The organism is Roseospira navarrensis, assembly GCF_009601025.1.
In the GTDB taxonomy this organism is placed as follows: Bacteria; Pseudomonadota; Alphaproteobacteria; order Rhodospirillales; family Rhodospirillaceae; genus Rhodospira; species Rhodospira navarrensis.
This window is the reverse complement of sequence record NZ_WIVE01000031.1, coordinates 1-13,679: the sequence shown is the minus strand read 5'-3', so window position 1 is coordinate 13,679 and position 13,679 is coordinate 1. Positions and strand designations below refer to the sequence as shown.

The following is a 13,679-nucleotide window of genomic DNA, read 5'->3' as shown; positions in this document are numbered from 1 at the left end:
ACGGCCGCCGCTCTCACCCCACCCGGTGCAGCGCCGCGCCGTGGTCGCGCAGCCAGTCGCGGGCCGGGCCGCGCAGACCGGGCGCCAGCGTTTCCACATGGCGCCAGAAGGCGGGCGAGTGGTTCAACTCGCGCAGGTGGGCGACCTCGTGCGCGGTCACGTAGTCCAGCACCCAGTCCGGCGCCATCACCAACCGCCACGAAAAGCTCAGCGCGCCGGAGGCCGCGCAACTGCCCCAGCGGGAGCGGGTATCCTTGACGGTGATGCGTCCGGGGGTGACCCCCAGCGCCTCGGCATGGACCGCCACGCGGGCCGTGATGGCCGCGCGGGCCTGCCCCTTCAGCCAGTCGCGCAGCCGGCGGGGCAAGTGTTCCGCCTGACCGGAAACGCGGATCTCCCCGTCCTCCAGCCAGACCCCGCGCCGGGCGTCCGGGCAGTGGCGGACGGTATGGGGCACGCCACCCAGCGGCACGGACGCCCCATCGGTCAGCGCGATCGCCGGCGGCAGGCGCTCCAGCGCGGCGTGCAGCCAGTCGGTGCGGCTGTGCAGGAAGCGGCGCGCGGCCTTTTCGTCGCGCTTGTGCGGGATCACCAGCACGACCCGCCCGGCGGCGGCATCCACCTTCAGCGCCACGCGCCGGGCGCGCGGGTTCACCCGCACCACCAGCGGCACGGCGCGGTCGCCGACCACCACCGCGTCCGGTTTCGGATCGGGCGCCGCCCGCGCCGGCCACAGGCGCACGGCTACAGGTCCTCCCAGTCCACGACGTGATCCTCCAGGTCATCCACCGAGGTCTCGCAGACCACGCGCCCGCGCACCGAGATGCCCGCGCGGTGCACGCTCTCCGGATCGCCGGTCAGCAGCGGATGCCAGGACGGCAACGGCTGGCCCTCGTCCAGCAGGCGATAGGCGCAGGTGGAGGGCAGCCACGCCAGCCGCCCGACCGACGACGGCCCCAGCTTCACGCAGTCGGGCACGAAGTCCCAGCGGTTGGCGTAGTCCGAGCAGCGGCAGGACTGCCGGTCCAGCAGCTTGCAGGCGGCGTTGGTGAAGGCCAGCGCGCCCGTGTCCTCGTCCTGGAGCTTGTTGAGGCAGCACTTGCCGCAGCCGTCGCACAGGCTCTCCCACTCCGCCTCCGTCATCTGGCGCAGGGTCTTGCGCTCCCAGAACGGGCGCGACGGGTCGTCCGGATGCAGGGGCGCGGCCCGCCTGGAGGGGGCGGGGTCGCGCCGCTCTCCGAGCAGGCAGCGCAGGCGGCGCAGGCTGTGGGCGGGTGCGGTCATGGCGCCATTCCGCCGTATCGCGGGCCCGGGCGCAAGAGCGATCACGCGCCCGCCAGGGCAACAGGGTCCGGTGAAGGGGATCGCTCCCGCTGGTCTGGTCTTTGCGCCCGGTTGGAGACCCGCGCTCGAGATCCTTCAGCCGCGTCGCGGCTTCAGGATGACATCCTACCGTTTTGTTTCGTCATCCCGAGCGAGCGGAGCGAGACGAGGGATCTCAAGAGGCGGGCTCCGATGGTGAGGAAAGCGCCGTCTTGTAACCGTGAGCGTGTGCCCCTGACATCCCCGGGTCCTCCCTCGCGATCAGGTGCATGAACGAGCCCGCCACCGACCCCACCCGACGGCCGACCGTGCCCAGATCGCGGCCGCGCGCGTCGCGCACGGCGAACACCGCCCCGGCGGCGGGATCCTCCTGGACCGCCCGGGCGTAGTGGAACTCATGCGCCCGCACGCGGGTGCCGACGGGCCCGAACGGCGTTTCGGCGAGGGTGACGGCGGCCCGATAGCCCAGATGCAGGCGCGGTTGGGCGAAACTGGTCTCGACCGGCAGCAGACCCGCCATGGCGTGGCGCCGCCCATCGGCGTCTTCCAGGCCGCGCCCGAGCACCATGTAGCCGCCGCACTCGCCGAACACGGCCGCGCCCCGGTGGGCGGCGGCGCGCAGACCGCCCAGGAAGCGGGACGCGCCGGCGAGACGCCCGCCGTGCAGCTCCGGATAGCCGCCCGGCAGATAGACCGCATCGGCGTCGGCGGCCGGGGCCTCGTCGGCCAGAGGCGAGAACGGGACAACCTCGGCCCCCTCGGCCCGCCAGCCGTCCAGGAGGGCGGGATAGACGAAGGCGAAGGCCTCGTCCCGGGCCATGGCGATGCGCTGGCCCGGCGGCGGCAGCAGCCGCGGCGCGCGGTCGGGGACCGTCGAGGGCGACACGGCAAGCCGCGCCAGCGCCCGCAGCGCCGCCAGATCCACATGCGCGGCCGCCAGATCGGCGGCGTGCTCAAGGAACGCGTCCAGATCCGGATGCTCGCCCGCCTGCACCAGCCCCAGATGCCGCGACGGCAGCGCCAGCCGCGCGTCGCGCGGGATCACCCCCAGCACGGGCAGCCCAGGGGCCAGCGCGGCCACGGCCGCCCGCAGGGTGTCGGCGTGCAGCCCCGGCCCGGCCCGGGTGAAGATCACGCCGGCCACGGTCACGTCCGGTCGGACATCCCGGAAGCCGCGCACCACCGCCCCGGCCGAGGCCGCCATGCCCCTGGCGTCCACCACCAGCACCACGGGCCAGCCCAGGCGGGCCGCCAGCGCGGCGGTGGAGCCGTCCGCGCGCGGATCGTGGCCCGGCTGCCCCGGCGCCACGGCCCCGTCCAGCAGGCCCATGACGCCCTCGCACAGCACCAGATCGGTGTCGGCCGCCAGCCGGGCCGCCAGCGCCTCCAGCAGGGGATCCGGCATGGCCCAGCCATCCAGGTTCACGCAGGCCCGGCCGCCGGCGGCGGCGTGAAAGGCCGGGTCGATGTAGTCCGGCCCCACCTTGGCGGCCCCGACCCGCACGCCCTGGCGGGTCAGGGCCCGGATCAGAGCCAGCGTCACGGTGGTCTTGCCGGACCCGCTGGCGGGCGCGGCCAGCACGAGACCCGGGGCGGAGGCGGGAGAGGACGGGGACAGCGACACGGAACCTCGATCACAACGACGATGGGGCGACGGAGAGGGAGACAAAAACGGTCACGGACCGACTTGACGGCGTGTTCGCCCGATGTTCTCATCCTCGGAGCAGAACATAGGAGGAACAGGATCGGCCGGTCCCGACCGATCCCCCAACCGGGAGGCTCCAGTATGACTCTGACCGCCATGATCGGGGAAGGGCTCGCCCTCGCCATGCTGTTCGTCGTTCTGATCCTGTGGTCCGTGCTCGGACATGCCCTGGTCGGATAGACCCGCGCCGGCCGGCCCGCCCGACCCCATTCCGGTCGGTTCGCCTCCGGGATCGTTGGACGCCCGCTCCGCCTTGCGGTAGGGTGCGATCAGGACATGGGTGCCGGTGCGTGGGATGCGGGCCGAGCCGGCCGGTCAGGGACCGCCCGGCCCGACAAGCCTCCTCCGGCCGCATGACCGGATCTTGACGCGGGTCGGAGGGAGTTCCTCGGTGCGGGGAAAAGCCATTGAAGCCGCCTGGCGGGGTCAGGTCGAATGCCTGGCTTGCGGCATCCGGGAATCCGCGCTGTTCGCGGACCTCCAGGAAGACGACTTCGCCCACATCCACCTGCCCATCGACGAGATCGATTTCGAGACCGGCACGGCGCTGTATCATGTGGGCGATCCCGGGCAGGCGGTGTTCACCGTCCGCTTCGGGCTGGTCAAGCTGGTCAGCTATTTGGCCGACGGCGGCCAGCGCATCGTGCGTTTGCTGCGGCCGGGCGACACCGCCGGCATGGAAAGCCTGCTCGGCCTGAACTACGAGCACACGGCGATCGCGCTGCGCCCCACCGGCACCTGCCGCATTCCGCGCGAGATCGTCAACCGGCTGGCGGAGCGCACCCCGCGCATGCACGCCCAGCTCATGCAGCGCTGGCAGCGCTCGGTCCAGCAGGCCGACGCCTGGCTGACCAGCCTGTCCACCGGCAACGCCAAGGCGCGGGTGGCGCGCCTGCTGCTGCTGCTGCTGGACGGCACGGACGGCAGCGACTGCACCCTGTTCGGCCGCGAGGACATGGGCGCCATGCTGGGGGTGACCACCGAGACCACCAGCCGCATCGTGGCCGAGTTCCGCCGCACCGGGATCCTGAACGAGACCGGCCCCAACCGTTATACCTGCGACGTCGAGGCCCTGACCCGCATCGCCGGAAGTTAAGGACCCGTCGCCACGCAAGTGGCCCTGAACCGTGAGCCGGTCCAGGGCCTTTGCCATGTCTGGACTCGAAGATGCCGTTGGGGGTTAGAGCATTTTGCACGACTCCTGGGTCGCGCAAAATGCTCTAGAATATTGATATTGAAGCAAATCGTCGTCGCGATCTGGTCCAGATCGCTCGGGATTTGCTCTTCGAGGCTTTTGGTGCGCCGGACTGACACGTTGGATGATGCCGGGCGGCAGTTGTACTCCCGCCCGGAGCGTTATCATCCCCATCCCTTGGGCGAAACGGTCCGGACGGGGCTGCAAGACCCGTCCGGCACATTGGTGTCTTGGTGGTCCATCCTCTTGCCGAAGACGGCCGCTTTCCTTCGAAAAAGTGTGAACGTGATAGCTTATGAATGAGGGAGGAGTCCGGGTATCGCAACCCTACGGCCTCGCAATGCAGCGATGAACCGCCATCCTGAAGTCGCGGAGCGGCTGATGGATCTCGGGCCGGCGTGTGCGAATCCCGACCCTGAGTCACCTCGCCTCTCCAGATCCTTCGCCGCCTTCAGCGGCTCAGGATGACGCGAGAGGGGCCGCGACCGTCATACTGGCCGGCTTTTGTCCTGACTCGTCAGGGCAAAAGCCAGACGCCGTTTCGCGGCGCCGGTGCAGTCGCACCAGCCGCCCGGCCTTTCAAGTCACGTCATAGGCCGGGCGGTATCAGACCCTCTCACCATTGATCCTAGAACGGCCGGACGATCACCATCGGGATGATGATGAGCATCATCAGCGTCGGCACCTCGTTCCACACCCGATAGAACTTGTGCGAGTGCTTGTTCTGATCCGCCGCGAAATCCTTGCGCCAGCGGGCGTACAGGCCGTGGCAGGCCAGCAGGCCGACGACCATCAAGAGCTTCACGTGAAACCACCCCTGGGTCAGGAACTGTCCCCACAGCAGCAGACCCGTGACCACGGCCACGATCAGCGACGGGTTCATGATCGCCTTGAGCAGGCGCCGTTCCATCACCTTGAAGCGCTCGGAGATCGCCGTTCCGGGCTCTTCCATGGCATGATAGACGTACAGGCGGGGCAAATAGAACAGACCGGCCATCCAGGTAATGATGGCGATGACATGCAAAGCCTTGATCCAGAGGTAATAGTCCCACAGCCCGAACAGGGTCATGAAATCCAGAAAGTCCATTCGCCGCGTCCTTCTTCTGCCTCTGGCTAAGGGTATTGGTGTCTAGGAATCCGTGGTCTTGTTCGGCACGTGCGGACACTGCGCCCATTTCCCGTCGCACACCCGCGCGCCCACCTCGGAGCACAGGCGGCCCCGGGCCGGGCCGGCCTCGATCAGGCAGCCGTCGCCCTCGGCCGGACGCACCGCGCGTTCGACCAGATCGGCCAGCCCGTCGATGAAGGCACCCCGCGCCTGCACCGTCGGCACGCGCACATAGCCGGGCACGCCCTTGGACTCGGCCAGCTCGCCGTATTCGATGTCCAGTTCCACCAGCGTCTCGGAGTGCTCCGAGACGAAGGCCAGCGGCACCACCACCACCGGCACGCCGTCGTGACCCGCGCGCTCGATCTCCGAATCCGTGTCGGGTCCGATCCACTCCAGCGGGCCGACGCGGCTCTGGTAGCACACCACCCAGTCCAGGTCGGGCAACCCCATTTCCTCGACGATGGCGGCGGCCGTCAATTCCACCTGGCTCTGATAGGGATCGCCGCGCTCGATGCTCACCTTGGGCAGGCCGTGGGCCGAGAACAGCACACGCGGTCGCACCGCACCCGTGGCCTTGGCACTGGCCTCGATGAACCCGGCGCGGGTCAGCTCGGCCAGCGCGGTGACGAACCCGCGCTCGGTCGGGTAGCAGCACACGGTGTGGGTCTCGGCCTTGAGCCCGCGCCGCTTCGCCGTCTTCACCCACATGTTCAGCGATGACCCGCTGGTCGAGGCCGAGTATTGCGGGTAGAGCGGCAGCAACACCACCGTATCCGGCTTGAACGCCTTGACCTGGTCCACGGCCTCGCGGGTCAGCGGGTGCCAGTAGCGCATGGCCATGAACACGCCGACCTCGCTGCCCAGCTGCCGGGCCGTGAGGGTCTCGGTCAGGGCATCGGCCTGGGCCTGGGTCTGCGCCACGAGCGGGGAACGCCCGCCGATCTGCTCGTAAATGGCGCGCGCGATTGGCGCGCGCCGCCCCGAGATCAGACGCGCCAGCAGCCAGCGCACCGGCGCCGGAGCGCCGATGATCGCCGGATCATTGAACAGGTTGAACAGGAAGGGCTTGACCGCATCAAGGCTGTCCGGCCCACCCAGATTGAACAGTACGACCGCCAGTCGGCTCATGACCTCTCCCGCGCCATCGTGCCGGGTCTCCGGTCCGGACCCGGCCGTATGGCCGTCTGTTTACGCCTCCACCGGACGGGCGGCATTGCGAATTCGCTCCATCAGACGCGCGACATTCTCGGGCGGGGTCTGGGGTACGATGCCGTGACCGAGGTTGAAGATATGCGGATTCTTTCCGCAAAGCGTGCGCAGGATGTGATCCGTCGCGGCATCCTGGGCGTCGCCCCCGGCCACCAGATGGATGGGATCCAGGTTGCCCTGGGTCACGGCCAGCGGCTGCACGGCCTCCACCGCCCAGTCGCAGGGCACGCTGGTGTCCAGGCTGACGCCGACCACGCCGGTCTCGCGCACGAAGGTGGGATACAACACCCCGGCCCCTCTTGGGAAGCCGATCACGGGCACGCCCGGCCGCTCGCTGCGGATGCGCGCGGCGATGCGCCCGATCGGATCCACCACCCAGCGCATGAAGTCGGCCTCGGGCAGCGCCCCGGCCCAGGTGTCGAAGATCTGGATCGCCTCGGCGCCGGCATCGATCTGCGCGATCAGGTAGTCGCCGGTGGCGGTCACCAGGGTGTCGATCAGGCGGGCGAACAGGTCCGGCCGGCCATAGGCCCAGGCCTTGGTGGTGGCGAAGTCCTTCGAGCCGCCGCCCTCGATCATGTAGGTGGCGACGGTCCAGGGCGCGCCGGCGAATCCGATCAGGGCCGTGGTCTCGGGGATGGCCTTCGACAGGCCGGCGACGGTCTCCAGCACGGGCCGCATGTGATCGAGCACGCGGCCGGTGTCCAGTTTGGCCAGATCGGCCTCGTCCTTCAGGGCATCCAGAACCGGCCCCTCGCCCTGCTTGAAGGCGACGTGCTGGCCCAGGGCGTGCGGCACCACCAGGATGTCAGAGAACAGGATCGCCGCGTCAAAGTTGTAGCGGCGCAGCGGCTGCAACGTCACCTCGACCGCGAAATCCGGCGTGTAGCACAGGTCAAGGAAGCCGCCGGCGTCGGCCCGCGTGGCGCGGTACTCCGGCAGGTAGCGGCCCGCCTGCCGCATCAGCCACACCGGGGGCGGCCAGACCGCCTCTCCGCCAAGGGCACGCAGGAACGGTTTGGAGGACGGCGCGGCAGGGGTCTGGGACACGGTCTCAACTCCGGAAAGCGGGACGATCGATCGGAATGCGGGGCCCGGCCGGTCCGGTCCGGGCGTTCGCGTCGGCCCCTCCTTCTAAACAGTTAAGGAAATAAAGAAAAGGGATGGAGAGGTTGTTGGGCGGTGGAAAACCGGGGATCCCCGGCCATCCCCATCGTCATGCCCAGCCGTGGGGGCATCCGGACGCCCGGTTCGGCGTCCGGGGGAGAACCCTGGGGATAAACGGGGGAGCATATTCGCGTAACGCCCTGGTCTGAAACGGTTTTAGCGCATCCGTCGGGCTGTGCCCGAATGGCGGGGATGGCGGGCCCGTGGCGGCGGGTTGTCCCCGGGATGCCCGCTCTTCGTCGGGCGTCATCCCCATGGGGACAGGCAAGGGGTGACCCGCGCTCCAAACCGGGGTAAAAAACACGGGCGCGGACCGATCGGCCCGTTATCCCCACTTGGCCGGGAGTCGTCCACAGGGATGTCCCCGGTCCCGTTCCCGGACTCTCTCGGGTTGGCCGTCGCGGCCGGCCGGCGCGGTGGGCCTCCCGCCGCGTGGTGTCCCTGTCTTGCTCCGTCCCGCTTTATGGGGTCCGCCGTGACCGAATATCATCTGCACCTGGTTTCCGACGCGACGGGCGAGACGGTGAGCAGCGCGGTGCGCGCCTGCCTGGTGCAGTTCGACTCGATTCCGCGCGTCAAGCAGCACATGTGGTGGCTGGTGCGCACGCCCGGGCAGATCCGCCGCCTGATCGAGGGCATCGAGGCCAACCCCGGGGTGGTGCTGTTCACGCTGGTGGACCCCGAGGTGCGCGCCGTGCTGGAGGATTCCTGCCGCGAGCTGGGGGTGCCCTGCGTCTCCGTGCTCGATCCGGTGATGGAGATGCTGAAGCACTACTTCCAGGCGGAGTTCCGCACCGATCCCGGCCGGCAGCACACCCTGGACGACGCCTATTTCAAGCGCATCGACGCCATTCACTACACGCTGGCCCACGACGACGGGCAGCTTCTGGAGGGACTGGCCGAGGCCGACGTGATCGTGCTCGGGGTCTCGCGCACCTCCAAGACGCCAACCTGCATGTATCTGGCGAACAAGGGCTACAAGGCGGTCAACATCCCGCTGGTTCCGGGGATTCCGGTGCCGGAAGTGGTCATGGCCATGCCCGGCACCAAGCCGCTCATCATCGGCCTGACGCGCGAGCCGCGCAGCCTGGCCGACATCCGCCGCACCCGCCTGCGGGTGATGCACGAGCCCATCGACAGCGACTACGCCAACGAGGAGCTGGTGCGCGACGAGGTGGCGCGGGCGCGGCGGCTGTTCGCCTCGCGCGGGTGGCAGGTGATCGACGTCACCCGCAAGTCCATCGAGGAAGTCGCGGCCGGCATCATGCAGCGCATCGAGCAGGCCAAGAGCCAGCGGGGATGAGACGCGGATGAGTCCGGCCCCGATCCTGGCGGCCGCCGACGGGCCGCCCCTCATTCTGGCGTCCGGCAGCGCCACCCGGCGCGCCATGCTGGCGGCGGTCGGCGTACCGCTCGCCGGGGTTCATGCCGCACCCGTGGATGAAGCCGCCATCCGCGACCGGGCGCGCCGCGCCGGCACACCCACCGACCAGACGGCCCAGGCCCTGGCCGAGGCCAAGGCGATGGCCGTGGCGGCGGATCACCCGGGCGCCCTGGTGCTGGGCGCGGACCAGATGCTGGAAACCGAGGACGGCGCCTGGCTGGAAAAGCCCGTGGACCGGGCGGCCGCCCGGGCCCAGCTTCTGGCGCTGGCGGGACGGCCGCACCGGCTGGTCAGCGCGGCGGTGCTGGTTCGCGACGGCCGGGTGGTCGGCGCGGTCGCGGACGCGGCCACGTTGACGGTGCGGCCTCTGTCGCCGGCCTTTCTTGACGCCTATCTGGAGGCCGTGGGAGACACCGTGACAACCAGTGTCGGCGGCTATCGGATCGAGGGTCCGGGCCTGCAGCTCTTCAGCGCGGTGACCGGCGACCATTTCACGATCCTGGGCCTGCCGCTGCTGCCGCTGCTGGCCCTGCTTCGAACCGAGGGATTGTTGTGCGCATGACCCTGGCCAACGACAACGCGCCCCTGGCGGGCGTCGCCGCTCCCCCCTTCCTGACCGGGCGAACCCGGGTGGCGGGCGTGGCCGGCTGGCCGGTCGCGCATTCACGCTCGCCCCGGCTGCACGGCACCTGGCTGCGGTGGTACGGCATCGATGGGGCTTACGTGCCCCTGGCGGTGCCCCCGGATCGGGTGGCGGCGGCCTTCGCCGGTCTGCCGGCCCTGGGACTGGTCGGGGCCAATGTGACGGTGCCTCACAAGGAAGCCGCCCTGGCCGCCTGCGAGACCCTGACCGACCGGGCGCGGCGCATCGGGGCCGTCAACACGCTGGTGGTGCAACAGGACGGCACCCTGCACGGCGACAACACCGACGGCTTCGGCTTCCTGGAGAACCTGCGCCAGGGTGCGCCCGGCTGGCGGGGCTCGCGCGGACCGGCGGTGGTGCTGGGCGCGGGCGGCGCGGCGCGGGCGGTCTGCGTGGCGCTGCTGGATTCCGGCGCACCGGAGATTCGCCTTCTCAACCGCAGCATGGACCGGGCCGAGGCGCTGGCCGGGTCCCTGGACGGACGGATCGTCTGCGCGCCCCTGTCCGAAAGCAGCCGGGCCATGATGGATGCGGGTCTGCTGGTCAACACCACCTCGCTGGGCATGGCGGGGCAACCGCCGCTGGATGTGGATCTGGAGCCGCTGCCGACGGACGCGCTGGTGACCGATCTGGTGTATGCGCCCCTGGAGACTCCGTTGCTGGCCATGGCGCGCGGCCGGGGCAACCCGGTCGTGGACGGCCTCGGCATGCTGCTGCATCAGGCCCGGCCGGGGTTCGAGGCCTGGTTCGGCGTGGCCCCCGAGGTGACGGACGATCTTCGCCGGGTGGTGCTGGAGGACGGCCCGTCATGAGGATCGGCGCCGCGCGGCGGTCCCGGCGGCATCAGCGACGTCCGGCGGGGCCGCGCCTGGGCGGGCGGCGCATGGTGGTGCTGGGTCTGACCGGCTCGATCGGCATGGGCAAGAGCACCGCCTCCCGCATGATGCGGCGGCTGCATGTGCCGGTCCACGACGCGGATGCCACCGTGCACGCGCTGACCGGACCGGGCGGCGCGGCTGTGCCGGCCATCGCCGCCGCGTTCCCGGACGCCGTGCGGGATGGCCGGGTGGACCGGGCCGTGCTGGCGCGCCAGGTGTTCGGCGATGATGCGGCGTTGCGTCGGCTGGAGGGCATTCTGCACCCCCGCGTGCGAACGGCGGAACACGCCTTTCTCCGTCGACAGGCCCTGGCGGGGCGGCGGCTGGTGGTGCTGGATGTGCCGCTGCTGTTCGAGACCGGCGGCGAGCGCCGCTGTGATGCCGTGCTTCTGGTGACAGCACCCGCGTTCCTCCAGGCGCAACGGGTGCTCGGCCGACCCGGCATGACGCCGGAGCGGCTGCAACAGGTGCGGGCGAAGCAGATGGCCGAGCCGGAGAAACGCCGCCGGGCCGATGTCGTCGTGAACACCGGGCGGGGCATGGCCCCGGCCTATCGGCAGGTGCGCGCTCTGGTGCGGCGGTTGAGAGCGGAGGGCGAAGCATGATCCGCGAAGTGGTGCTCGATACGGAAACCACGGGCTTCAATCCGGACGAAGGCCACCGGGTGGTCGAGATCGGCGCCCTGGAGCTGGTCAACCACATGCCGACCGGGCAGACGTTCCACGTCTATCTGAACCCGGAACGGGACATGCCCGAGGACGCCGCCCGCGTCCACGGCCTGACCCTGGACTTTCTGGCCGACAAGCCGCTGTTCCACGAGGTGGCCGAAGAGATGCTCGCGTTCTTCGGCGATGCCCCGCTGGTGATCCACAACGCGGCCTTCGACATGAAATTCCTGAACGCGGAACTGACCCGCATGGGGCGCGATCCGCTGCCCTTTGACCGCGCCATCGACACCGTGCAGATGGCCCGGAAAAAGTATCCGGGCGCGCCCGCCTCGCTGGATGCCCTGTGCCGCCGGTTCGGGATCGAAAACGCCCACCGCACCCTTCATGGGGCGCTGCTGGACAGCGAGCTGCTGGCCGAGGTGTATCTGGAGCTGATCGGTGGGCGGGAACCGGGGCTGCGGCTGGCCGCCGATCCGGCGGACGCCGGGGGCGGAGCGGTTGGCGGGCTGTCGGGCGGCATCCCCCGGCCCTATCGCGAACCGCGCCCGCACCGCGAAACCGACGCCGAGCGCGCGGCCCACGTCGCCTTCATCGCCGGCCTCAAGGACCCGATCTGGATGCGGGACGCGGCGGGAGCGGAGGGCGCGTGACCGAGCGTCCCGCCAAACCCGGCAAGCTGCGGCTCGACCAGCTTCTGGTCGATCGCGGCCTTGTGGAGAGCCGGGCGCGCGCCCAGGCCCTCGTGATGGCGGGCCTGGTGTTCTCGGAGACGCGCCGCCTGGACAAGCCCGGCCAGAAGGTGGCCGAGGATCTGCCGCTGACCCTGAAGGGCCAGGATCATCCGTGGGTCTCGCGCGGCGGGCTGAAGCTGGTCGCCGGGCTGGACGCCTTCCGGCTCGGCCCGGCGGAGTGCGTCTGCCTGGATGTGGGCGCGTCCACCGGCGGGTTCACCGACGTGCTGCTCAGTCGGGGGGCGGCGAAGGTCTACGCCGTGGACGTGGGCTATGGCCAGTTGGCCCACACACTGCGCACCGACGCCCGCGTGGTGGTGATGGAGCGCACCAACGCCCGCCACCTGACGGCCGAAACCATCCCCGATCCCGTCGATCTGGTGGTGTGTGACGCCAGCTTCATCGGCCTGCGCACCGTGCTGCCGGCGGCCCTGGACCGTGTGCGGCCGGGCGGCGCGCTGGTGGCGCTCATCAAGCCGCAGTTCGAGGTAGGCCGGGAGCGTGTGGGCAAGGGCGGCGTGGTCCGGGACCCGGCCCTGCACGCCGAGGTCTGCGACACGATCCGCGCGTGGCTGGAGAGCCTGCCGGGCTGGGCGGTGCTGGGGATCACCCAAAGCCCGATCACCGGCCCCGAGGGCAACGTGGAATTCCTGATCGGCGCCCGGATGGATCGGGATATGTGATCTCGACGATCACCAGGTCGTCGTCGAGATCTTGATGCCGCGCGAGAAGAATCCGGCCACCCGATAGCCCACATAGAGATAAAGAATCGCCAGCGCCGCGCACAGCGTGGTGCGGATGTTCTCCAGGCTGAGGAAGGACATCCGGGACTCCCAGATGGTCTGCAACGAGGTGGCGGCGGCCAGCAGATACAGAATGACGAACAGACTGAGAAAGCCGATCTTCTCCCACCGGCCGACCTCGCGGTTCTTTGCCTCCGCCTCCAGCCAGCGTTCCCAGCCGGGGACCTGAGGAAAGCGGGTCTCGACATGGTGGGCGATGAAATAGCCGGCCCGGATGACCGCATTGCGTTCGGCCATGTAGTTGAGGGCCAGGGCCGCAATGATGAACGGCAGCGGGATCAGGATCACGATATAGTCCCGCTGGACCGAGAAGAAGTTCAGGGTCGGGACGATGATCGCCGTGCCCGAGGTCAGGCCGAAGATGCGGTGCTTGATGGCTTTGATTTCCTCGCGCAACGTCCTGTACTGTTCCAGCAGGAACTGTTTGTCCAGATCGTCGAGCGGGACCGGCGGTCCGCCCTCGCAGGGCGTGTCGGACATGGTGGAGGATCCGGGCGTGGCGGGTGAGACCAGCTTGTCATACCGCTCCCGGAATGGCAATCGACCGGGCGGTGGCGTTCAGGGCTGCGAATCCGGATGACAGGGGTGTCATGGTTCGTGCCCCATCACGAGATCCTTCGCGCCCGTAGGGCGCTCAGGATGACACTCTCTATTAAAAGTGTGTCATCAACTCAGTTTGTGGCGGGTTCGGGCTGAGGCCGGAGGACCGCGTTTGCGATGGTGACGAGCTTTCTGGCAACGGCGAGGAGTGCGCCTTTTGGTGTCTTTTTGTTTCCGATAAGCCGTTCGTAGAAGGCCTTGAGGTCGGGGTTGTATCGCACGGCGGAGAGCGCGGCCATGAAGAGCTTGGATCGCAAGGCGC

At 69.7% G+C, this 13,679-nt stretch carries 14 protein-coding genes and 1 pseudogene; 7 read left to right on the top strand and 8 right to left on the bottom strand.

From position 1 onward, the window contains the following. Positions 1-13: 13 nt before the first annotated feature. The 3 genes from GHC57_RS10845 to GHC57_RS10835 all read right to left on the bottom strand — a co-directional run bounded on the left by GHC57_RS10845 (position 14) and on the right by GHC57_RS10835 (position 2,947). On the bottom strand, positions 14-742 hold the full coding sequence (locus GHC57_RS10845; protein WP_343031160.1) for a M48 family metallopeptidase: 729 nt from the start codon (positions 740-742) through the stop codon (positions 14-16). A 2-nt stretch (positions 743-744) separates the two neighbouring features. After that, entirely contained in the window at positions 745-1,284 is a 540-nt protein-coding gene (locus GHC57_RS10840) for a YcgN family cysteine cluster protein (protein WP_153344065.1), read from the bottom strand. A gap of 214 nt (positions 1,285-1,498) precedes the next feature. Further along, the gene (locus tag GHC57_RS10835) at positions 1,499-2,947 is read right to left on the bottom strand and encodes a cobyrinic acid a,c-diamide synthase CobB (RefSeq protein ID WP_343031159.1); all 1,449 of its coding nucleotides are present in this window, start codon (positions 2,945-2,947) and stop codon (positions 1,499-1,501) included. Positions 2,948-3,419: 472 nt separating this feature from the next. Between GHC57_RS10835 and GHC57_RS10830 the strand changes: the two genes are divergently transcribed. Beyond that, the gene (locus tag GHC57_RS10830; RefSeq protein WP_343031158.1) at positions 3,420-4,124 is read left to right on the top strand and encodes a Crp/Fnr family transcriptional regulator; all 705 of its coding nucleotides are present in this window, start codon (positions 3,420-3,422) and stop codon (positions 4,122-4,124) included. Between the two features lie 727 nt (positions 4,125-4,851). Here GHC57_RS10830 and hemJ read toward each other — a convergent pair. Genes hemJ through hemE form a run of 3 tightly spaced genes read right to left on the bottom strand, consistent with a single transcriptional unit; the run spans position 4,852 to position 7,593 of the window. Next, positions 4,852-5,310 (bottom strand): protoporphyrinogen oxidase HemJ, encoded by a 459-nt coding sequence (gene hemJ / locus GHC57_RS10825; RefSeq protein WP_246152262.1) that lies wholly within the window; start codon positions 5,308-5,310, stop codon positions 4,852-4,854. A 42-nt stretch (positions 5,311-5,352) separates the two neighbouring features. Beyond that, positions 5,353-6,462 carry a ferrochelatase gene (gene hemH / locus GHC57_RS10820; protein WP_153344063.1) on the bottom strand — a complete coding sequence of 370 codons (1,110 nt, stop codon included), beginning with the start codon at positions 6,460-6,462 and terminating at the stop codon, positions 5,353-5,355. Between the two features lie 60 nt (positions 6,463-6,522). Then, positions 6,523-7,593, bottom strand: coding sequence for a uroporphyrinogen decarboxylase (hemE, locus tag GHC57_RS10815; RefSeq protein ID WP_170294829.1), 1,071 nt, complete (start codon positions 7,591-7,593; stop codon positions 6,523-6,525). 580 nt (positions 7,594-8,173) lie between these two features. On the opposite strand from hemE, the gene GHC57_RS10810 reads away from it, so the two are divergent. The 6 genes from GHC57_RS10810 to GHC57_RS10785 are packed head-to-tail and all read left to right on the top strand — an operon-like array spanning position 8,174 to position 12,697. Then, positions 8,174-9,013, top strand: coding sequence for a pyruvate, water dikinase regulatory protein (locus GHC57_RS10810; protein ID WP_153344061.1), 840 nt, complete (start codon positions 8,174-8,176; stop codon positions 9,011-9,013). A gap of 7 nt (positions 9,014-9,020) precedes the next feature. Then, positions 9,021-9,656 (top strand): Maf family protein, encoded by a 636-nt coding sequence (locus tag GHC57_RS10805; protein ID WP_153344059.1) that lies wholly within the window; start codon positions 9,021-9,023, stop codon positions 9,654-9,656. Next, the gene (locus GHC57_RS10800) at positions 9,653-10,549 is read left to right on the top strand and encodes a shikimate dehydrogenase (RefSeq protein ID WP_153344058.1); all 897 of its coding nucleotides are present in this window, start codon (positions 9,653-9,655) and stop codon (positions 10,547-10,549) included. Before GHC57_RS10805 ends, GHC57_RS10800 begins: the two co-directional genes overlap by 4 nt. After that, positions 10,546-11,220: a dephospho-CoA kinase gene (gene coaE / locus GHC57_RS10795; RefSeq protein WP_425500669.1), complete on the top strand. Its 675-nt coding sequence runs from the start codon at positions 10,546-10,548 to the stop codon at positions 11,218-11,220. The genes GHC57_RS10800 and coaE overlap by 4 nt, the downstream gene beginning before the upstream one ends. Then, the gene (dnaQ, locus tag GHC57_RS10790) at positions 11,220-11,933 is read left to right on the top strand and encodes a DNA polymerase III subunit epsilon (RefSeq protein ID WP_170294832.1); all 714 of its coding nucleotides are present in this window, start codon (positions 11,220-11,222) and stop codon (positions 11,931-11,933) included. Before coaE ends, dnaQ begins: the two co-directional genes overlap by 1 nt. Continuing rightward, positions 11,930-12,697, top strand: a complete 768-nt coding sequence (locus GHC57_RS10785; RefSeq protein WP_170294828.1) for a TlyA family rRNA (cytidine-2'-O)-methyltransferase — start codon at positions 11,930-11,932, stop codon at positions 12,695-12,697. Before dnaQ ends, GHC57_RS10785 begins: the two co-directional genes overlap by 4 nt. A gap of 9 nt (positions 12,698-12,706) precedes the next feature. Here GHC57_RS10785 and GHC57_RS10780 read toward each other — a convergent pair whose 3' ends face one another. Next, the gene (locus GHC57_RS10780; RefSeq protein ID WP_153344054.1) at positions 12,707-13,297 is read right to left on the bottom strand and encodes a hypothetical protein; all 591 of its coding nucleotides are present in this window, start codon (positions 13,295-13,297) and stop codon (positions 12,707-12,709) included. Between the two features lie 191 nt (positions 13,298-13,488). Further along, positions 13,489-13,679: pseudogene (locus GHC57_RS19555) on the bottom strand (IS110-like element ISEc32 family transposase); the annotation flags it as partial.